General features: G+C 71.1%; 15 protein-coding genes. 12 read left to right on the top strand and 3 right to left on the bottom strand.

Annotated elements, in window-relative coordinates:
* Positions 1 to 53: 53 nt before the first annotated feature.
* The gene (locus AGRA3207_RS16135; RefSeq protein ID WP_231335453.1) at positions 54 to 506 is read left to right on the top strand and encodes a hypothetical protein; all 453 of its coding nucleotides are present in this window, start codon (positions 54 to 56) and stop codon (positions 504 to 506) included.
* A gap of 22 nt (positions 507 to 528) precedes the next feature.
* Here AGRA3207_RS16135 and AGRA3207_RS16130 read toward each other — a convergent pair whose 3' ends face one another.
* Positions 529 to 1,299 (bottom strand): hypothetical protein, encoded by a 771-nt coding sequence (locus tag AGRA3207_RS16130; protein ID WP_231335452.1) that lies wholly within the window; start codon positions 1,297 to 1,299, stop codon positions 529 to 531.
* A 638-nt stretch (positions 1,300 to 1,937) separates the two neighbouring features.
* Between AGRA3207_RS16130 and AGRA3207_RS16125 the strand changes: the two genes are divergently transcribed.
* On the top strand, positions 1,938 to 2,795 hold the full coding sequence (locus AGRA3207_RS16125) for a hypothetical protein (RefSeq protein ID WP_231335451.1): 858 nt from the start codon (positions 1,938 to 1,940) through the stop codon (positions 2,793 to 2,795).
* A 10-nt stretch (positions 2,796 to 2,805) separates the two neighbouring features.
* On the opposite strand, the gene AGRA3207_RS16120 is transcribed toward AGRA3207_RS16125, so the two are convergent.
* A complete protein-coding gene (locus AGRA3207_RS16120) occupies positions 2,806 to 3,888 on the bottom strand; it encodes a sensor histidine kinase (RefSeq protein ID WP_231335450.1) in 1,083 nt (360 codons plus the stop codon).
* 13 nt (positions 3,889 to 3,901) lie between these two features.
* On the opposite strand from AGRA3207_RS16120, the gene AGRA3207_RS16110 reads away from it, so the two are divergent.
* From AGRA3207_RS16110 to AGRA3207_RS16070, 9 genes are all read left to right on the top strand, one after another.
* Positions 3,902 to 4,831 carry a M15 family metallopeptidase gene (locus AGRA3207_RS16110; protein WP_273700049.1) on the top strand — a complete coding sequence of 310 codons (930 nt, stop codon included), beginning with the start codon at positions 3,902 to 3,904 and terminating at the stop codon, positions 4,829 to 4,831.
* The gene (locus tag AGRA3207_RS16105) at positions 4,828 to 5,904 is read left to right on the top strand and encodes an endonuclease/exonuclease/phosphatase family protein (protein ID WP_231335448.1); all 1,077 of its coding nucleotides are present in this window, start codon (positions 4,828 to 4,830) and stop codon (positions 5,902 to 5,904) included. Before AGRA3207_RS16110 ends, AGRA3207_RS16105 begins: the two co-directional genes overlap by 4 nt.
* 416 nt (positions 5,905 to 6,320) lie before the next feature.
* Positions 6,321 to 7,247 (top strand): pentapeptide repeat-containing protein, encoded by a 927-nt coding sequence (locus AGRA3207_RS16100; RefSeq protein WP_231335447.1) that lies wholly within the window; start codon positions 6,321 to 6,323, stop codon positions 7,245 to 7,247.
* A 148-nt stretch (positions 7,248 to 7,395) separates the two neighbouring features.
* Entirely contained in the window at positions 7,396 to 8,454 is a 1,059-nt protein-coding gene (locus AGRA3207_RS16095) for a pentapeptide repeat-containing protein (protein WP_231335446.1), read from the top strand.
* Between the two features lie 1,297 nt (positions 8,455 to 9,751).
* Positions 9,752 to 12,547 (top strand): class IV lanthionine synthetase LanL, encoded by a 2,796-nt coding sequence (gene lanL, locus AGRA3207_RS16090; protein ID WP_231335445.1) that lies wholly within the window; start codon positions 9,752 to 9,754, stop codon positions 12,545 to 12,547.
* Entirely contained in the window at positions 12,544 to 14,418 is a 1,875-nt protein-coding gene (locus AGRA3207_RS16085) for an alpha/beta hydrolase family protein (RefSeq protein WP_231335444.1), read from the top strand. The genes lanL and AGRA3207_RS16085 overlap by 4 nt, the downstream gene beginning before the upstream one ends.
* A gap of 5 nt (positions 14,419 to 14,423) precedes the next feature.
* The gene (locus AGRA3207_RS16080) at positions 14,424 to 14,579 is read left to right on the top strand and encodes a VenA family class IV lanthipeptide (protein WP_231335443.1); all 156 of its coding nucleotides are present in this window, start codon (positions 14,424 to 14,426) and stop codon (positions 14,577 to 14,579) included.
* 146 nt (positions 14,580 to 14,725) lie between these two features.
* Complete coding sequence (locus tag AGRA3207_RS16075; RefSeq protein WP_231335442.1) at positions 14,726 to 16,570, top strand: ABC transporter ATP-binding protein; 1,845 nt, start codon at positions 14,726 to 14,728, stop codon at positions 16,568 to 16,570.
* Complete coding sequence (locus AGRA3207_RS16070) at positions 16,567 to 18,285, top strand: ATP-binding cassette domain-containing protein (protein WP_231335441.1); 1,719 nt, start codon at positions 16,567 to 16,569, stop codon at positions 18,283 to 18,285. Before AGRA3207_RS16075 ends, AGRA3207_RS16070 begins: the two co-directional genes overlap by 4 nt.
* A 43-nt stretch (positions 18,286 to 18,328) precedes the next feature.
* On the opposite strand, the gene AGRA3207_RS16065 is transcribed toward AGRA3207_RS16070, so the two are convergent.
* Positions 18,329 to 19,240 (bottom strand): effector-associated domain 2-containing protein, encoded by a 912-nt coding sequence (locus tag AGRA3207_RS16065; protein WP_231335440.1) that lies wholly within the window; start codon positions 19,238 to 19,240, stop codon positions 18,329 to 18,331.
* 316 nt (positions 19,241 to 19,556) lie between these two features.
* Here AGRA3207_RS16065 and AGRA3207_RS16060 point away from each other — a divergent pair, with 316 nt between their 5' ends.
* On the top strand, positions 19,557 to 20,462 hold the full coding sequence (locus AGRA3207_RS16060; RefSeq protein ID WP_231335439.1) for a helix-turn-helix domain-containing protein: 906 nt from the start codon (positions 19,557 to 19,559) through the stop codon (positions 20,460 to 20,462).
* Positions 20,463 to 20,545: the final 83 nt, after the last annotated feature.

Raw genomic sequence — 20,545 nt, 5'->3', positions numbered from 1 at the left:
CTCAAGATCGTTCACTCGATTGAGGTACGTCATATCACCACGGGGAGAAACACATGCAATTACGGGGAACCCATCGCCTGGCCGCGCTCGCGGGGGCCGCGGCGCTCGTCCTCACCACGATGAGCGGCCCGGCGTCCGCCTCCGCCCGCACCACGGAAACCCTCTGCGGTCCCGAGGTCGAACTCAGCGCCGTCGTTTATCAAGCGTGCAGTGACGTCCTCTCGGTAGAGGAAACCCAGTACGGCACGATGCCGTACCTGTACGCGAAGAACCGCGGCATAGGCTCGGTCAGCATCACCGTGACGATCGAACACTGGAACTACGCGACGAGCGCGTGGGTGACCGACTCAACGGGCCCCCGGACGATCGGCGCAAGCTCCGACACCCGCTACTTCGGCCCCTCGCACCTCTGGTCATGCGGCCAGAACGCACGCGAACGCGCCCGCGCCACCAGCACCGTAGGCACCGGCGCCTGGTCCGAAGTCGTAACCCCCGCACCCTGCTGACAGCCCACCTCTGAACTCTCGCTCACCGCCGGGGCGGCACAACCCCGCCGCCCCGGCCACCCAGCATCCGGCTGAGGGCGGCCACCTGCTCCAGCATCCTGCCGCGAGTACGAGATGCCCTGCATGGCTGGACCTGAGCCTCCACCACCAACGTCCCGCTTCCGTCCACGTGCCACTCGAACGGAAGTCTGTGATGAAGGACCGCCTGGCGCAGATCGGCACTCGGCGCGAACGACGCATCACAATCATAAAGGTCGCGGAACAGATCAAGGGGTATAGGGGTGTCCGCGTACTTCCGACGCTGCCGCCGTAGCTCCCGCTTGGTCAACTGGGCGGTCCGAGTGATCGAAACATGGCTCAGGCTCGCCGGAACATGCGTGAACGCTTTCAAGATCAAGGTATCGCTGGACTGGGTGCCCATGACCAAGGTCACCGGTCGTGCGTCGATCGACCCCTTGACGACACACAGCACTCTGGTCGTGACCCTTCCGATGTCGAAGAGGCCACCGGTTCGAAGCTCCGCCACCCCGCCGAGTCCTTTGAAGCACCGCCAGCCCCGCCGCGCCGCCCATGCCATGAGGGCGGCAGACTGCCAGCGAAAGTTCACGAAGTACGTCGGTACTAAACTTGCGAAGGCAATGACCCCGCCCATGATCAGAGCGAAACCGAGACCCGGCTGAGTTCCCTCAACGAAAATACAGAAGCCGTATACGCCGACTAGAACGCCTGCGGCCGCCGCCGCACAGCATGCGGTCACTGTGAGGGCCCATGCGAATGAACGTGCGGCGACCAAGTGAGTCATCCCCTCTCTCGCCTTCGTTGCCGAACCTAGGGCATGGATGTGGAAGGCAGAAGTACAAGGGCTGCGGGACGTTGTCCAGATCCGGCGTTCCCCGCGCGACCTGGTAGAAGATCTCTTCCCTTCTGCCTCCGAAGGCCCGTCGTCCGGTGGCGGCGAAGGCGATCGTGGCGGCGGCGCCGAAGACGCCGACCTCCGGACCGGGGCGTGATCCGGGTCAGGTCGGCGGTGGTGGCGAGCCCGGAGTCGATGATCGTGGGTCTGCACTCTGGTCGGCCAGGGCACGTCGCGTCAGCGCTGCCGCACACATCTCCGTAGCCTCTCAAGCCGAGCCTGCGTACCCTCCGATAGTCCTCGATCTTCGGCGACCGTCGGAGCGGACTTGGACGACACCGAGCCACGTCAGGACGACCGCGGTGGGGCGTGGTCGTCCGCGGCGGACCGGAGTTTCAGATGGCTGCGAAGGCCGGAAATCCGGGGCCCTTGGCGCCGTGGAGAGGCGGTGAGACGCTCGCCGCCCACCGGATTCCGACAGCAGGGTCCGGCAGCGGTGCCTTCCCGGAAAGGAGACCGTTCCGTTGTCTCGACGCTCCCTTGTCAGCCTCCCGGCCCGGCGCCCCCGCCGCCGCGCCATGGCAGCCGCACTCGTGGTGACCGCCGCCGTGACCATTGTTGGCAGCTCGTCCTCCGCCGCCCCCTCCACGGCCGTCCCGGCCTACGGTGTGAGAGTCCCGCACCGCCTGGCCGACCTGGAGATGGTGCGAGGCAGCGGGCAGGTCTTGCCCTCCGAGGCCAGGACCGCCCGCTGTCCCCAGGGAAAGCAGCCGTTGGGAGGCGGCTTCGAACTTCCCGAGGGCCACAGCGTGGCCGCCTCCTTCCCCATCGCCGATTCGGGCTGGCAGGTCAGGGCCCGCTCCGACACCGGCGACACCGCCCCCTTCGACATGACCTGGTACGCCATGTGCGCCACCCCGTCGCCCGGCTACCGCGTCGTCAAGCTGACGGCGACCGTTCCCAACCAGCAAGGCGTCGGCGGCCTGACCTGCTCGACCATCTCGGCCCCGTACGAGTACATGGCGAATGTCGGAGCCGACGCCAAGGGCCCCACCGCGGCGCTGATCAGTAACGACATGTGGACCAACCCGTCCAGCGCGATCACCTACGCCAGCGCGAGCGGCGCCCGGAGCGACGCCGACGCGGTCGAGATCGATCTCTATGCGATCTGCATCAAGGTCTTCGACGGCAGCACCGACTGGTATGGGCAGGCGTGGAGTTCCCATCCGAACGGCGACGGACCCACTTGGACCTGTCCGGCGGGCAAGAGCAGCGTCGGTGTCACGTTCAACGGGAACGGCTACCTGACATCCAGCGAGCCCCATGCCACCAGCAGCGGCAACTGGAGACTCACCGGCGTCAATCCCAGTGGACCCGACTACGGAATAAAGGGGGGCATCGTCTGCGCCCCGCTCAACACGTCTCCCTGGTTCTAGGGTTTGGGGCTTACCAGCGTGGGGCTGTTGTGGGGAGTTCCACGGTGACGCGCATTCCGCCTGCGGGACGGGGGGTGAGGGTGAGTGTTCCGTCGTGTGCCTGGGTGATGGTCTTGACGATCGCCAGGCCGAGGCCGACGCCCGCGTGGTCGGTGTGGATGCGCTCGGTGCCGCGCTGGAATGGTTCGGTGAGCGTCGCGACCAGCTGCGGGGTGAGCTTCTCGCCGGTGTTCTCGACGGTGAGGACGACGGTCCTGGCGCGGACGCTGGTATTCACCCACACGGTGCCGTCCTCGGGCAGGTTGTGGACGATCGCGTTCTGCATGAGGTTCATGTTCAGTTGCAGCAGGAGCGTTCGCGATCCGACGACGGGGGTGATCTCACCGGACGTCTCGATGGTGATGCCGCGCTTCTCCGCCAGCGGGAGGAGCGTCTCGGCGGCTTCTTCCGCCAGGAGGGACAGGTCGACGTTCTCGCGGACGAAGGACCGCTGGTCGGCGCGGCTGAGCAGGAGCAGGGCTTCGGTGAGGTCGATCGCCCGGGTGTTGACGGTGTCGAGGCGTTCGATGACCTCGTCGGTGTCACAGTCCGGGTCGGTGCGCGCCACGTCCAGAAGGGCCTTCGATATCGCCAGCGGTGTGCGCAGTTCGTGAGAGGCGTTGGCCGCGAATCTGCGTTGTTCGGCGACATGCGCTTCGAGTCGTGCGAGCATGCCGTCGAAGTCGTCGGCGAGTTCGCGGAACTCGTCCCTGCGGCCCGGTAGCCGGATCCGGTGGGAGAGCGAGCCGCTCGTGGCCAGGCGCGTGGCGTTCGTGATGCGGTTCAACGGGGCGAGCATCCGGCCGGCGAGGAGCCATCCGCCGCCGAGGCCGACCATCAGCAGGATGAACAGCTCGACGCCCGCGGCCGACGCGAAGTCGTGCATGAGGGTCGAGCGGATCAGCACTCCTCCGGGGACGCCCGTGTACTCGGGCAGGTTGCGCAGGATGAAGACCCAAACCGACGCGAGCAGCATGACGCCGGCGAGCATGAGGAATCCGGCGTAGCTGAGGGTGAGCCGGAGGCGGACGCTCAACCCGGGTGCTCTCTCCACGGTCTTCTCCCTCGTGTCCGGCCTCTGGCCGCGTGCCGATGCGGAGCCGACGCCGGGAACGGTGGCGGCGATCCAGGGGCCGCCGAGACGCTTGCGCAGTGCCGAGGTCGTCATGCGCACGGCGTTGATGAACGGGCCGGCGTTCTCACAACACCCGCATACGATCGATGCTACGGGACGGCGTATATCGTCGGTGTATCGAAAATTCGATACGCGGTGGCAACTTCGCGCGGGCTTGACTGCCAGTATGCCTCAAATACCGGCCTCACCCCGAAAAGCGTCCCGCAAGTTTTACTGGATCTTTGGCGTCGTCCTGATACTCGTCATTGTGATGACCAGTGTGGTCCTTGGCCACCAGTTGCGGAACTCCTCGCCCTCCGCGGCGGCGTCGTGGTCCGTTCCGACCGCATCGCCGCCGAAGGTTCCCCGCAGTGCTCAGCGCGGTGCGCCCGGTGAAAGCGGTCTTCGCGGTGAACGCCGTGGTCCGCTTGGCGAGGCCGACGGTGTCGTCCCCGACGGTGTCACGGTTTTCGACGACGAGGTTCCCGCCGTGGCCAACCTTGATCCCGCCCTCCTGAGGGCCCTCCGCCGGGCCGCGGCGGACGCCGCGAATGACAGAATCACCTTCTATGTCAATAGCGGGTGGCGTTCCCCGGCGTACCAGAACAAGCTTCTCCGCGAAGCGGTCTCCAAGTATGGCTCCAAGGAAGAAGCCGCCCGGTGGGTGTCCACCGCGGCGACCTCGCTGCACGTGAAAGGAAAGGCGGTCGACATCGGCCGCTCCAATGCCACCGAGTGGCTATCGGAACACGGGGCCGAGTACGGGCTGTGCCAGATCTACAGGAACGAGACCTGGCACTACGAACTGCGTCCCGACGCGATCGATCGCGGCTGCCCGCCCATGTACGCCGACCCGACCCAGGACCCGAGGATGCGAAAGTGACCGACACGATGCAAGGACAGGCGCTGGAGGACAGGGCCGAGCCCGGTCAGGGCGACGTCGGCCGCTGGCGTTCGGGCGTCCGCCGGGCGGTCCTGCTCGGCGCCCGGCCGGAGCCCTGGAGGCGCGGCCTGGTGCTCGCGGCGCTGGCACTGCTGCTGGGCCTGCTCCTGCTGCTGCACGCGCTGATCCCGAACCGGATCGGGAACCTCGGCAGCCTGGTGGAGACCTTCCTGCCGTGGTTCGGGCTGGGCGTTCCGGTGCTGCTGGCCGGTGCGCTGTGGCGCCGCTCCGGCTCCGCGGTGGCCGCGCTGATGCTGCCGGCCGTGGTGTGGACGCACCTCTTCGGCGGGCACCTCATCGACAAGTCCCATCCGGGTGCCGACTTCACGGTGGCCAGCCACAACGTCGGCGCCGCCAACCCCGATCCCGCCGGCACCGCCCGCGCCCTGGCCGCCTCGGGGGCGGACGTGCTGGCACTGGAGGAGCTGGTTCCGCAGACCACGGGCACGTACGAGAAGGAATTGGTGAAGACCTACCCCCATCACACGGTGGTGGGCACGGTCGGCCTGTGGAGCAAGCTGCCGCTGTCGGACCCCCAGCCGATCGACATCGTGAACTACGGGCCGCTGGCGAAGATCGCAGCGGCCAAGCAGAAGCTCGCCCCGAACCGGGCACTGCGCACCACGGTGGCCACGGACCACGGGCCATTGACGGTGTATGTGGCCCACCTGGGGTCCGTACGGGTGAACCCAAGGGCGGGCTTCTGGACGGGCTCGCGCAACATCGGCGTGCAGGCGATCGGCAGGGCCATCGCCGCCGAGAAGAACCAGCGGGTGGTGTTGCTCGGCGACCTGAACGGGACCATGGACGACCGGGCGTTCGACGACATCACCTCACGACTGCGCCCGGCCCAGGACGCGGCCGGAGACGGCTTCGGCTTCACCTGGCCGGCGTCCTTCCCCGTGGTCCGGGCCGACGAGATCCTGCTCCGCGGCGTGGAGCCGAAGAGCTCGTGGGTTCTGCCGGCCACCCGCAGCGACCACCGTCCAGTGGCGGCCGGATTCGACTGGTGAAAGCCGTCCCGCGCTGGCATCGGAACCGGCACCCGTCCGTGCTCACGTCGTCTACTACTTGGGCCGGGTGTCGGGAGACTCTCGACCCCAAGCCAGGACGGCTGCGCGCCGCGGACGTGGTGTCGAGTTCCGGTGCGACCGCGTCACCTCCGAGGGGCGCGACTGGATGGGACCGCTAGGCCGTCGGGCCGCACGGAACGCCCGGTTCCGTCCCCGCTTGTTGCGGGGGATCCGGGGCGGTGAAGCGGATCCGCGTCGACGACCGGAGGAGGGGAGGGTTGTCGCTCTCGTTCGTGTCGGCTGGCGTTGGCCGCGTGCGAGTGTCGGCGGGTGATGGCCTGTGTCTCCTGTGCACGGTGACGGCATGGCCTACGGTCGATATGTGCAGGCTCTGACAGCGCGGCAGGCGGCGGCCGGTGGATGAGACCGGGACCGAGATCGCACCCGGCATCATTCGGGATCACATCCACCCTTACGCCGGCCTGCTCGGCGCGAACCTGGCTCAAGCGGATCTGACCCGCGCCAACCTCACCGGCGCGATTCTGACCGATGCGTCCCTGTCAGGCGCCGATCTGACCGGCGCACGCCTGTCCGGCGCGGACCTGACCCGAGCGGACCTGACGGGCGCGAGGCTGGCAGGCGCGAAGCTGATCGGTGCTCACCTGAACAGCGCTGCCCTGGACCGCGCGGACCTGACCGATGCGGATCTGACAGGTGCGATCCTGACTCGCGCGGCCCAGAACGACGTCGACCTGACTGGCTTGACCAGGGCCGTCCGGGACAACCTTTACCCGGGCCCAGCCTTCCGAGATCTGCGCGCCGCGACCCTGACCGGTGCGGACCTGACCGGCGCCAATCTGTCCGGCGCGGACCTGTCCAACGCGGATTTGTCCGACACGCGCCTGACTGCCGCGAATCTTGTGCATGCGGACCTGTCCGGCGCGATGATGAACGGCGCACGCCTGTCCGCCGCGAACCTGACCGCCGCGACGATGTACGGCACGGAGATGACCGGGGCCGACCTGACCGGCGCGAGCTTGGTCGGCGTGGTACTGATCAGCGCGGATCTGGAACGCGCGGACCTTTGCGGTGCGGACCTGACCGACGCGGACTTGAACCCGGCCGACCTGCGGCAGGTGCGCTGGTCGCGGCCCGAGGGGACGACCGGTGGTGAGTCCGGCGACAGGGAGGGCGTCGGAAGCGACCCGGCGGGGAGGCCGACGAGGTGGCCCGTGCTCTGGGAGGTTGTGATCGCGCAACGGTCGGTGAAGATCGCGCCGGGTGTGTACCAGGTCGTCGACGGTTGGGAGGATCGCGGCTTTGCGGCGATTTTTGCCACCTGAACGGGTCGCGTGGCGCGGACGTCCCGCCGGGCCTGACACGTGGGCGGGTCGGCACCGGTCTCCGCCGTACGGGCCGCCGTCGCGTGCATGGTGCCGGTGCGGCTCTACAGTCAGCGTGTGCAGCCGCTAGTGAGGCGACGGGAGTGCGGTGGATGAGGTCGCGCCCGGCATCGGCCGGGACCGTATCCACCCCTACGCCGACCTGGTCGGCGCGAACCTGGTCGGCGCTGACCTGGTCGGCGCGAACTTGGTCGGCGCACATCTGGCAGAGGCGGAGCTCAGCGGCGCGAATCTGAGCGGCGCGAGGTTGAGCAGCGCGGATATGACCGGCGCGTCCTTGGACGATGTGGTCCTGGACGATGCGGTCTTGGCCGGAGCGACCCTGAACGGCGCGGATCTGACCGGCGCGATCCTGGTCCGCGCGGATCTCACCGGTGCGAATCTGACCGAAGTGCCCAGGACCGACACTCGTCTGAGCGCTCGGTACCCCCATCCCACGCGCCTGATCCGCGCGGATCTGACGGACGCCAATCTGAACGGCGCGGACCTGGCCCTCGCGGGACTGCCCGAGGCGACCTTGGCCCGCGCGACACTGAGGGCCGCGGATCTGAGCGCGGCATCCCTCGGAAGCGCGGACCTGAAGGGCGCGGATCTGACCGGCGCGACCCTGGCCCGCGCGTCCCTGAACAGTGCGGACCTGAGCGAGGCGATCCTCTTCGGCGCGGATCTGACCGGCGCCACGATGATCGGTACGACGTTGAGGGGCACGGTACTGACCGGGGCGAACCTATCCGGCGCGTCCCTCATCGACGCGGTGCTGGCCGGTGCGGCGCTGATCGGCGCGGACCTGACCGCCGCCGGCCTGATCGGCACGGACCTGTCCAATGCGACCTTGGCCGACGCGGACCTGTCGAGAGCGAACCTGGTCGGCACGACCCTGGCCGGTACGGTCCTGACCGGCGCGACCCTCACGGAGACGAACCTGGTGGGCATCGACCTGATGAAGGTGCGGTGGGGGCGGGACGAGCCGGCCGACACCGGAATCGGCGACGGGGAGGAGAGCGAGAGCGACCCCGCATGGAAGCCGACGACATGGCCCCAGGGCTGGGACGCCCGGATCCTGCAACGGTCGAGGCGGATCGCGCCGCGCGTGTATGAGGTGGTGGTCGCCGACGACCACGGCCGGACCACGGAACAGGCCACCTGAGCCGATCACGCCGGGCAGGCCCGTCCTGCTGTGCACGTTGGACGACGCCTGACCGCGCCACTCGCCTGAGGCCGGGCCCACTACGACGGATCTCTGAGCGTTATCGCCGGTGAGGCGGAGGTCATCGGTGGCCGACCGGCGACCTCCGTGTGGCCGGTCTGCCTTCTCCGACGACGTCTCCGGTGCGGGTGGACGAGTGGCCCGCCGCCCCTACGGTCACTGCCCCGGCTACCGGTCCCGGGCCCGTCACCGTCGCGGAACTGACGAGCCTGGCCGTCGAAGCGGGCCCGCTGCCATCGAGTGACCCTTGGGAGGGCAGTGGACGAAGGCGCTGTCGGCCTACCGGAACCGGGCGGCGTCGCCAGGCGACACAGGACGGCTGGCTCGCGTGCCTCCGTACCCGGGGGCGAAGAACACGAGCGCGGGTTTCGTCCTGCCGCTCGGCCCATGGCCCAGACCTTGATCACTAGGACGGACGACCCGTCCTCTCGCGGTGACGGACCTTCGGCGTGTGCTGCTGCGCCTGTACGGCCTGGAGGATTCGGTCCCCTGACCGAATAGCCCGCAGGGAGCTCGGTGCGGCCAACCCGGCCGTGCCCGGCGGTGCCGTGCTCGGGCGGGCTGTACCCGGCGAGGCGTGCGGGGGCGGTCGCCTCCTTGAGGGGTGCGCGGGCGGTGAAACGGCGCGGTTCGGGGGGCGTCTCGACTGCCCGGGCTGTCGCCCGCCTAAGCCTTCGCAGTTAATGCGGGGGAGCGGACTGCTCGTTGACTCGTCCTTCCGGCGCTTATCGGATCATCGGCGCGATGGCATCGGTGAGCGAATAGACATTGCAGAAGATTCGGACATACAGGGCAATTGCCTGGTCTGTGCGGGGGTGTTCACGGATTGGGTGGACGGCATTCCAAGGGGGCTGCGGCGGAAGGTTCGTGATCCATTGCGGAGAAGCAGGCAGAGTTCAACGGACCCGGCGAACTAATTTAATTTTCTGTGGTCAAGATCGAAGTTCAGAATGTCCGGGAGTCAAGGGGATAAAGGACCTCATGTGGCCATTTATTTGCAACTGTAGTCACATGGGTCACATGAGTCACAGCGCAAGATCTGTAGCGAATGATTTCCCATCAACTTAGTAGGTTTGGTTGAGAAATTGCCTCTGGATTTTGCGTTGGTTCGTGGTTAGCGTGTCCAACCGAACGAGGCATTGCGGCTCGGATGCGGTGCTCTAGAGGGACGTTTGTTCCGATCTTCTGGAGGGCTCGCCGACGAATGTCGGTGGCGATATGGGAGCGGAGATCGTTCATGGCGGATTTCAATTTCAGTGTCTTCGGCGCGGCGTCGGCCGCGGACTCCGGGGACACGGCCCTCATGGACGTCCTCGCGCACGGGCTCGCCCGCTCCTCGTCCCCGGCGCGGTGGCGGACGGGTCGCTCCGGAGTCTGGCTGTCGGTCGCACCGGAGGACGCGGTACGGCGCCCGCAGGGCTGGAAGCTGCACGTTTCCGCTACTCAGGCGTCCGCGGAGGAGGTGCTCCGCCGGTCCCTGGAGGTGCTGCTGGAGGCCGGCTCGGCGTTCAAGTTCGCCGCCACGCTCGACCACGTCGCGGCGCTCAATGGGCGCAACACCTCACGCGGCCATTCCGGCAAGTTTATAACAATCTATCCGCGCGGTGACGACGAGGCGGTCCGGCTGGCCGCTGAACTGCACCGTGCGACGGCGGGTCTTCCGGGCCCCCGGATCCTTTCCGATCGGCCCTATTCCCGGGACAGTCTCGTCCATTATCGGTACGGTGCCTTTGTCGAAGAGCGCCGGATGACCAATGACGGGTTCTACGCCTGGATGATCCTCGATCCCGACGGGAATCCGGTCGAGGACCGGCGCACGGGAACGTACACGCCTCCCTCGTGGGTGAGGTGTCCCTTTCCTGACAATGGTATGAATGTCGCCCGCCGGAGCGGTGGTGGCGGGGACGAGGTCCTGATCGGGTCACGCTTCGCCGTCAAGGAGGCGATCCGCCACACCAACAAGGGTGGCGTGTACCGGGCGGTGGACGCCGAGACGGGCGACCCGGTGGTGATCAAAGAGGCGCGTCCGCACGTGGCGGCCGATCGCGAGGGACGCGACACCCGGGACCGGCTGCGTGCGGAGTTCAGGGCGCTGGAAATGGTCCAGGAACTGGGGCTGGCCCCCCGTCCGATCAAGCTCTTCACGCAAGGCGGGCATCTTTTCCTCGCGGAGGAGATGATCCCGGGCTCGACCCTGCGGCAATGGGTCGTCGACCTCATCGGCGCCGAGGGCTGGGGCCCGCACCTGGCCCGGGCCTCGGAGATGGCGCGCCGCCTCGCCGGCCTGGTGATCGGCGCGCACGCCGCCGGGCTCGTCGTCCGGGACTTCAACCCCAACAACGTCATGGTGCGTCCCGACGGCACCCCGGTCATGATCGACCTTGAGCTGGCCGTGACCGCCGACGACCCCCGGGACGAGCCGACCGCGGGTGTCGGGACCCTCGGCTTCGGCGCGCCCGAGCAGATGGACGGCGCGCCGCCCCGCGCGACGGCGGACTACTACGGCCTCGGCGCCACCCTGTGCTACGTCCTCACCGGCGGACCGCCCTACTTCCTCGCGGACCGTCCGCCGAACAGGCTCGTGGCGGACCGCCTGGCCGAGTGGCTGACGGCCCGCACCCAGGACGTGGAGCTGCCCGCCTCCCTGACGGCGATGCTCGTGGGGCTGATGGCGGACGAGCCGGAGCGGCGCTGGACCCCGGAGCGGGCGGTCGAGGTGCTGGCACGGTGTACCCCGTCCACCGGGCCGGGGCAAGGCGCGGGCCTCGTGTCCCTGGACGCCGGCGGGGACGAGGACCGTCCCGAGCCCGGGTGGCTGCGCGCGGCGTGCGACCGGGCCATCGAGGGGATCACCGACCAGCTGCTCGCGACCATGCAGCCCGAGTCGGCGCAGACGCTGTGGCCGGCCTCCTGCGCGCATGGCGCCCCCGACCCGTGCAGCCTTCAGCACGGTGCGGCGGGATGCCTGGGGGCGCTGGTGCGCTGCTACCAGCACACCGCCGATCCGCGCCTTCAGGAGGGGATCGGCACGGGCGCGCGCTGGATCCTTGAGCGGCTGGAGACGGACGCCAAGCGTCCGCCGGGGCTGTACTTCGGCACGGCGGGCGCCGTGTGGGCGGTGCTGGAGGCGGGCCTGGCGATCGGCGACAACGGCCTGGTCGACGCCGCCGTCGCCGTGGCGGAGGGCCTGCCGCCCTCGGCGCCCGGCCCCGATGTGACCCACGGGACGGCGGGGCTCGGCATGACCGCGCTGCACCTGTGGGACCGCACCGGGCGGGGGGAGTTCGCCGACCGCGCGGGCGCCGCCGCGGACGCGCTGATCGCCTCGGCCGAGGAGCGGGCCGGCGGGCTCGCGTGGAGGATGCCCGCCGACCAGGACTCCAAGCTGGCCGGCAAGTCCTACTACGGGTTCGCGCACGGCATCTCGGGCGTCGGCTACTTCCTGCTCGCCTACGGTGAGGCGGCCGGACGCCCCGACTGCCGGACCCTGGCCGTCCGCGTCGGGGAGCATCTGCTGGACGAGGCGGTCATCACCCCGCGCTCGGCGATGTGGGGGGCCGGATCCGGCGACGCGCCCACGGCGCCGTACTGGTGCCACGGGTCGTCCGGCATCGGGACGTTCCTGATCCGGCTGGGCAGTGCGACGGGCGCAGCGCGTTTCACGCGGACCGGTGAGATGGCCGCGCGGGCGGTCGCGGGCAACGCGTGGCGGGCGGTGCTGGGGCAGTGCCACGGGCTGTCCGGCAACGGTGACCTGCTGCTCGACGTGGCCGCTTTCACCGGCGACGCCCGGTACCGCGCCGCCGCCTGGCGGTTCGGCCGCATCATCCTCGCCAACCGCGCGCACCGCGACGGGCGCGTCGTCCTCCCCGACGAGCGGGGCGACGTCACGACGACCTGGGGCGACGGCCTCAGCGGCATCCTGGCCTTCCTCGTCCGGCTGCGCCACGGCTCTCCCAGGCTGTGGATGTCCGACGCCGCCCTGCTCGGCACCGCCGCCTCGCTGGCCGGGACCATGGGACGGACGTCATGACGGCGGCCGTGCCCGACCTTCCGGGCATTCCCAGCCGGTTCGGCTTCGCGTTCTCCGGCAACGGACGGTGGGCCACGTGCCTGAGCGCCGTCCAGGAGCAGGTCACGCTGGAGCGATGGGACCTCGCCTCCGCGGAGCCGTCCCGCCGGGCGCTCGGTGACCCCGCGCGCGGGGAAGGGGACGGCGGCGAAGCCGTCGTGGACCGCCGCAGCCGTCCCCTGCCGCTCGACGACGGCCGCGTCCTGGTGGCGCGCGCCGCGCCGGGCGAGGACGGCACGCCGGCCGGGCACGGGACGGTGGTCGCGGCGCGGCCGGACGGCGGCGGGCTGGCCGTCACCCGCTCGTGGCCGGTCCCGTCGATGCTCGCCGGGCACCTGCTGGCGGCCCCGGGAACCTCCGGGACGGTGGTCCTCGTGGTGGTGGAGGACGACCGGCACTCGCGGATCTGGCGGCTGTCGGACGGCCCGCCGTCGCTGGAGCCCGTCCTGCGGATCCCCGGCGTGCTGTCGGGCGGCGTCTGGCTCGACGACGGCCGGACGCTGGCCCTCGACCACACCGGCGCCGGCCACCGGACCGACGCGATCGTGGTGGACCTGCGCGAACGCACCTGGCGGCGGGTCTGGTCGGTCGCCGGGACGACCACGGACCGGATCGTGGCCTACAGCCCGCGGTCGCGCGTCCTGGTGGTGACCACCAGCGCGCCCGGCGACCAGCCGGCGGGCGCCCGGCGCATCGGGCTGTGGTCCCCGGGCGGCGGGCCGGTGCGGTTCCCCGAGTCCCTCAACCGGTCGGCGTGCTCCAGGACGCCGCTGACCTTCGACGAGAGCGGCGACCACCTGCTGATCGGCGAGGTCCGCGGCGCCACGTCCCGCCTCGCGGTCTACACCCCGGCACGCGACCGGCTCGAGCCGATGCCCGGCCCGCCGGGGACGCTGTGGCCGCCCGCCTCCTGGACGGGCGACCGGATCCACCTCCGCTTCTCGGCCCCGCACCAGCCCCCGACGCTCGCGACGGTCCGCCGTCCCGCCTCGGGCTGGTCGATGGCCGGGCGCCCGCCCGGCGCGTCGGCGGGCTGGATCGGCGCCGAGCTCGTCGAGCTGCCCGGACCGGCCGGGCCCATCGAGGCGATCGTCTACGGCGGTCCCGGCTGGCGCCGGAGCCGGCGCCTGGTGATCGCGTTGCACGGCGGCCCGCTGTCGGCGTGGCGGTTCGAGTTCGATCCGCTCCTCCAGCACCTGGCGGCGGCCGGGGTCGCCGTGGTCGCGCCGAACTACCGGGGCAGCACCGGCTACGGCGAGCGGCACCTGCGGGCGGTCATCGGCGACTGGGGCGGCCCGGACCTGGAGGACGTCCTGCATCTCGCGGACGCCATCGCCGGATCCCGCGGCGGCGGGCTGCCGGGCCCGGTCCTGCTCGGGGGCAGCTACGGCGCGTACCTGGCGCTGCTGGCGGCCTGCCACAGCCCGCGGCTGTGGTCGGGGTGCGTGGCGCTGGCGCCGTTCACCTCGGCCGCGAGCCTGCATCGCGCCGCCGCCGCCCCGGTCAGGGAACGGGTGGCACGGCTGAACCGGCTCGACGACGACGAGTCCCGCGCGCGACGCGACGTCCTGCGCCTGTGCGGGTCGCTGGACGCGCCGCTGCTGCTGGCGCACGGCGTCCGGGACAAGGTCATCCCGATCGGGCAGTCCAGGGCGCTGCGGCGGCGCCTCCTCGAACTCCGCGGCACCGGAGGGCCCCGCTTCGACTACGTCGAGGTGGACGACGACCACACGAGCGTGGTCGAGGCATGGCCCCCGGCGCTGCGAACGGCTGTGGTCCGCTTCTGCCTCACGGCGGAGCGGACCGTGGACGACGACCAGGAAGGGAGGTGAACGCAATGAACATCTTCGAAGGTGACCTCGTGGCGGCTCTGCAGGAGCTGCCCGAGACCGACCCCGTCGAGATCGAGGGGATCCAGCTCGGCGAGACGTGTGAGTGCATCGGCCTGCTCACGCTGCTGAACACCATCTGCATCGGCATCTCCTGCGCGTGATGCGGATAGCTCATGCGGACCAGGTATAGGTGACCACCCCCCGGTTCGCAGAATCCCGGTCACGGGCCGGCCAAGAGGCCGGTCCGTGACCGGACCCACTCGTCATTCTAGCGAACGCGCGCCGAGACCGAACGGAGCCGACGAGCGTGGCATCGACCGAGTCCGCCGATGACGACGGCTCCGCCCCCCTCGCCGGACCACGCGCCGCCTCCGCCGCCCAGCGCGCCGGGGGCAGGCGGCTGCTGCGCGCCGCCGCCCGCCGCGCCCGCTACCCGATGGCGCTGCTCGCGGTGCTCACCGCGATCCGCGTCGCGGCGATGCTCGCGACACCGGCGATGCTGGCCCGGGCGGTCGACGCCGTCCGCGAGGACGGGAACGTGGGCGGCGCCATGGCCGGCCTCGCCGTCGCGCTCGCCGTCGCCGCGTCCGCCGACACCGCCAAGGACGTGGTCGGCTCCTACTGCGGCAGCGGCATCACCGCCTGGCTCCGGCACCGCCTGATCGGACGGATCCTGGAACTCGGGGTGCCCGGCCTGCACCGCTTCCCCGCGGGGGACGCCCTGTCCCGGCTCACCGAGAGCGCCGGGGGCCCTGCCGCGTTCCCCGCACTGCTGCTGTCGGTGGTCGCGGCCCTGGGGACGGGACTCGGCGCCGTGACGGCGCTCGCCCTGATCGACTGGACGCTCGCCGCGGCCTTCGCGGTCGGCGTCCCGCCCGCGATCCTCGTGATCCGGCTGTTCGTCGTCCGGGCAAGCGAGCCGTTCGCGCGCTACCAGCGGCTCCAGGCGGCCATCGCGACACGGCTGCTCGACGCGCGGCAGGGCGCCCGCACGATCCGGTCCGCCGGGACCGCCGCCCGTGAGGCCCGCCGGATCCTGCGGCCGCTGCCCGAGCTGCGGCAGGCGGGTCACCTCACCTGGACCGTGCAGGGGCAGGTGAGCTGGCGGCTGTCGCTCCTGGCGCCCGCGATCCAGATCCTGGTGGTCGCCGTCGCCGGGACGCGCCTCGCCACCGGCGCGATCAGCACGGGCGAGCTCGTGGCGGCCGTGTCCTACACGTCGATGGCGCTCGGCGTGGTCGCCCTCTTCGACACCTTCGTCACCCTGCTGAACTGCGAGGTCGGCGCCGGGCGCATCCAGGAGCTCCTCGGCGCCGACCCGGCCGTCCGGCCGCCCCCCTGCCCGATGCGCCTGCCGGACGGCCCCGGCGAGCTGCGGCTGAGGGAGGTCACCGTCCGCGTCGGCGACCGCACCGTCCTCGACCGTCTCGACCTGACGGTGCCCGCGGGGACCTGCGTCGCGGTCGTGGGCGTCTCCGGGACGGGCAAGAGCGTGCTCGTGTCGACGATCGGGCGGCTCCTCGACCCCGCCGGGGGATCCGTCGAGCTCGACGGCGTCCCCGTCACGGACGTGGCGCTCCCGGCTCTGCGCCGCGCCGTCGCCTACGCCTTCGAGCGGCCCGCGCTGCTCGGCGCCACCGTGCACGACACGATCGCCTACGCCCGCCCGGACGCGACCCGCGAGCAGGTGCGCCGCGCCGCCCGCGCCGCGTCCGCCGACGACTTCGTCCGCGCGCTGCCGGCCGGGTACGACACGCCCCTCGACCGCGCGCCCCTGTCCGGTGGCGAGCTGCAACGGCTCGGCCTGGCGCGGGCGGCCCTGACCGACGCCCGGGTCCTCGTCCTCGACGACGCCACCAGCAGCCTCGACACCGCCACGGAGATGAAGGTGACCCGCGCGCTGAGGAGGCTCCTGGCCCACCGCACCAGCCTGGTGGTGGCACGCCGCCCGGCCACCGCCGCCCGCGCCGACCTCGTCGCCTGGCTGGACGCAGGACGGATCCGCGCCCTGGCCCCCCACGCCGACCTGTGGCCCGACCCCGCCTACCAAGCCGTCTTCGCGGTGGACGGGGATGGCGACTTGGGGGCGGGGTCACCTGATTCCGGCGCGGCGACCCGTCCGGACACGGTCGAGCCTCGGACCCGGGCATGAGGCTTCCTCCTGCCGCGCGCCTGCTGCGCCGGCATTTGCGCGGGCAGGGGCCGGCGCTGCGCCGTCTCGCCGCGTGGTCCGTCCTGGAGAGCGTTCCCGCGTTCGCCTCGGGCCTGCTGCTCGCCCAGGCGATCGACCGGGGCTTTCTGGACGGCGAGCCGCTCACCGGGCTGTACTGGCTGGCGGCGCTGGCCGTCCTGCACGTGCTCGGGGCCGTGGGCACCCGGCAGATCTACCCGTGGCTCGCCGCGACCGTCGAGCCGCTGCGCGATTCGCTGGTCACCGGCGTCGTCACCGCCGCCCTGGAGCGGATGGCCGACCAGGCGGGCGACACCGCGGGCGCCGGGGTGTCGCAGCTCACCGAGCAGGCCGAGGCCGTCCGGCTGCTCATGGGCACCGCGTTGCGCAACGCGCGGCAGCTGCTGACCGCCGCGGTCGCCGCGCTCCTCGGCCTGGCCCTGCTGTCACCGCCGCTGGCCCTGGCCATCGCCGTGCCGGTGGCGCTCGCCGTGGCGCTGTTCGCCGCGCTCCTCGGCGTCCAGGTCCGCCGCTACCGCGCCGTCGTGCGGCAGGCCGAACGCATCGGCGAGACCGCCACCTCGATCGTCGAGGGCGTCCGCGACGTCGTCGCCTGCGCCGCCGAGGACCGCGCGGCGCGGACGGTCGGCGAGGCGATCGACGCGCAGGCCGCCGCGCTGCGCGCCTTCGCCCGCTCGCGCCTGGCCCGCCTCCCCGTGATCATGCTCGGGGTGCATCTGCCGCTGCTGGTCCTGCTCGCCCTGTCGCCACGCCTGACCGCGCACGGGCAGCTGACCGCGGGGGAGGTGGCCGGAGGTGCCGGGTACCTCGTCACCGGGCTCCAGCCGGGGATCGTCCTGCTCGTCGACGCGGGCGGCACCCTGCTGCTGAGCCTCGCCGTGATCCTCGGCAGGCTCGCCGAGATCTGCGCCGGGTCCGGCGGGACGTCCCCGGACGCCCCGGCCGCCGTCCCCGCCACGTCCTACGACATCGACGCCGACCATGTGACGTTCGCGTACTCGCCCGGCGCCGAGCCCGTGCTCACCGACCTCACCCTGCACATCCCCGAGGGCACCCACCTGGCCGTGGTCGGCCCCAGCGGCACGGGCAAGTCGACGCTGGCCAACGTGTTCACCGGCCTCGCCCGGCCCCAGAAAGGCGGCGTCACGCTCGGGAAGGTGCCGCTGGACGACGTCGGCGCGGCGCGGCTCCGGTCGACGATCACGCTCATCCCGCAGGAGAGCTACGTCTTCGCCGGGACGCTGCGGGAGAACCTCGCCTACCTGCGGCCCGACGCCACCGTCGCGCAGATGGACGAGGCCGTCGACGCCGTGGGCCTGGCCCCGGCCCTGAGCCGGCTCGGCGGGTACGACGCCGAGGTCCCTCCCGGCGGGGGCGCGCTGTCCCAGGGCGAGCGGCAGCTCATCACCCTGGCCCGCGCGTACCTGTCCCCGGCGCCCGTCATCATCCTCGACGAGGCCACCTGCCACCTGCACCCCGCCGCGGAGGCCCGCGCCGAGCAGGCCCTAGCGGGGCGCGGAGGGACACTGATCGTCATCGCGCACCGCATCAGCTCCGCCCAGCGGGCCCACCAGGTCCTGCTCCTCGACGCCGCGGCCCCGCTCGTCGGCACCCACCACACGCTGCTCTCCCTCAGCCCCCTCTACGCCGAACTGGTAGGCCATTGGCAGCAATGACCGGCGTTAGGCCCTGGGGACGACGCCGGGCGGCCCGGCCGATTCAAGCGAGCCAGGGAAGCGCGGTGAGGGCCTGTTCGAATCGTCCGAGAGGCGTGCCGGGAGAAACGCGCCGTAAAGCGGCGAGGAACGCGGCGGCATCGGCGCTGTTCTCCACGCACGGGCGCAGAATGCAATAGGCGTCCATGATCGGCGCGCTTTCCCGGCGGATACGGCCTGAGAGGCCGTCGGGAAGGCTGCCGACCAGGCTGGTCCGCATGTCCTGAGTGGCGGCGGACGGGAGCCTGAGCAGTTCCTCCGCGAGCGAGAGCACATCGTCGGGGACGACCCCGGGCCGTGCCCGGGTGCTGTCGGGAACGCCGAAGAACCGTACCCAGGCCCAGGTTCTCGTCTCTTTCAGCTCGACCCAGAGCCGCTCGTGGTCCGCCGGGTCCGCCTTCCCGGAGTCCGGCAGGACGACGTCCTCATAAAGGCGGTGGGAAATGATGGTGCCGAGTCGGGCCCCTGATTCGTGCATCCGCCGCTTGAAGCCCGGTGCCTCAAGGAGCCGGAAGGTCTGGACGACGGCCTTTCCGACCACGCCGTAACGGTCCGAGCGCACCGGGCCGACGTTCAGGGCGACGCGCAGCCGCATTCTCGCGCCGGGCCGGGCGATGTCGTTCTGCCTGCGGATCTCCGCGTCCAGGTCCTGGAGCACCGGCGTCACCAGGACGTCCAGGTCCGCGCCGGGCTGGAGCACGAGAAGGAGCCCGTCACCGCGATCTTCGCGGTAGCAGTCGTCGAAAGGGATGCCCGAGCGGCCGAGGGCGCGCCGCACCCGGGAATAGAGCTCCTCCCGCAGGTGCGCCTGAACGTGTTCAGGAGATCGTCCGCCGAAGCCGACGATGTCGCCCGCGACAATAGCGCGGTTGCCGGACGGTGGGGTGCCTTCTCGCGAAATTGTCAAAAGGATCATGTCCTTGTCGCAGGTGCCCCTCGGAGAGGGACCTATTTCCCGGAATCTCGGAAGGAACTAGGGGATCTGTGGCAATCTCGGCGATCGTCGAGGACGCGGGCCGCCGCGTCGGAGACCGTGGCCGCGCCCTCGGGCGGGGCGGGCGGCCGGACGCCGGGGGCGGCCGCGGGCCGGTGGCCACGCGGGGCGGGTGGTCCTTCGAACGCGAACCGCTTGACGCGGGGGCATCATGGTTGGAATCATTCTGGGTCGTATTTAATCATCATGCATCGCGGGGGAGCGCCCCCGTACGGGGATGGGGTCGAGTGGGATGGCCGTGGCCGGCAGCCATGAGGACGAGGCGCGCGGTACACGTGAGCGGCTGGCGTCCGAACTGCGGCGGCTGCGCGCCCTGTCGGGCCTGTCGGGCAGGGACATGGCGGGGCGGCTCGGCATCAGCCAGTCCAAGGTGTCGCGCATCGAGTCGGGTGCGACGATGCCGTCGCTGCCGGAGGTGACCGGGTGGGCGCGGGCGGTCTCCGCGCCGGACGAGACGGTGCGGCGGCTGGTCGACATCACCGAGCAGGCGTTCACGGAGGTGGAGGCGTGGCGCACCGCCATGCGGGACCGGCCCCACCTTCAGGACGAGGTTCAGGAACGTGAGAACAAGACGTGGTGGACGCAGACCTTCCAGCCGTCGGTGGTCCCCGGGCTCCTCCAGACCGCGGAGTACGCGCGCCGCGTCTTCTCGCTCTTCGACGAGGTGCCCTATGGGAAGGAGGAACTGGCGGCGGCCGTGGCTGGCCGCCTGAATCGCCAGCTGGCCCTGTACCAGGAGGACAGGCGTCTCGATTTCCTCATCACCGAGTCCGCGCTGCGCTGGCGGCCGGGATCGCCCCGGCTGCTGCTCGCCCAGCTCGACCGGATCGCCTCGCAGAGCACGCTGGACAATGTGCGGATCGGGGTGATCCCGAGCGACGCCCTGGCCGTCACCTACGCCTCGCACGGATTCGTGATCTTCAATGGCCGGAACTACGGCACGGGCACCGGTGAGGACGCCGAGGACGAGAACGACTCCTACGTCACCGTCGAGACGGTCCACGCCCAGCTGAACGTCACCGGCCCGGACGTGGCGCACTACCGGCGCCGGTGGAGCAGGCTCGCGGAGATGGCGCTGTTCGGCGACGAGGTCAGGGCGTTCATCGCCGAACTGGGCGCCGAGATCAGAGGACGCGGGACGTGAGCGCCGCGGCCGCGTTACGTCCCGCTCCGCGACGGGGGGCGCGGGGAGCGCCGGAGGTCCTGCCACCGGCACTCCCCGTGCCC

This window comes from Actinomadura graeca (assembly GCF_019175365.1).
Classification (GTDB): domain Bacteria; phylum Actinomycetota; class Actinomycetes; order Streptosporangiales; family Streptosporangiaceae; genus Spirillospora; species Spirillospora graeca.
Note: the sequence above shows the minus strand (reverse complement) of the source record. Positions and strands in the feature narration are given on the sequence as shown.

Coding starts and splice junctions, on each gene's coding strand:
- AGRA3207_RS16065 (WP_231335440.1), bottom strand. CDS start 19,240: ATGATCCTTTTGACAATTTCGCGAGAAGGCACCCCACCGTCCGGCAAC.
- AGRA3207_RS16125 (WP_231335451.1), top strand. CDS start 1,938: ATGGCAGCCGCACTCGTGGTGACCGCCGCCGTGACCATTGTTGGCAGC.
- AGRA3207_RS16135 (WP_231335453.1), top strand. CDS start 54: ATGCAATTACGGGGAACCCATCGCCTGGCCGCGCTCGCGGGGGCCGCG.
- AGRA3207_RS16080 (WP_231335443.1), top strand. CDS start 14,424: ATGAACATCTTCGAAGGTGACCTCGTGGCGGCTCTGCAGGAGCTGCCC.
- AGRA3207_RS16085 (WP_231335444.1), top strand. CDS start 12,544: ATGACGGCGGCCGTGCCCGACCTTCCGGGCATTCCCAGCCGGTTCGGC.
- AGRA3207_RS16070 (WP_231335441.1), top strand. CDS start 16,567: ATGAGGCTTCCTCCTGCCGCGCGCCTGCTGCGCCGGCATTTGCGCGGG.
- lanL (WP_231335445.1), top strand. CDS start 9,752: ATGGCGGATTTCAATTTCAGTGTCTTCGGCGCGGCGTCGGCCGCGGAC.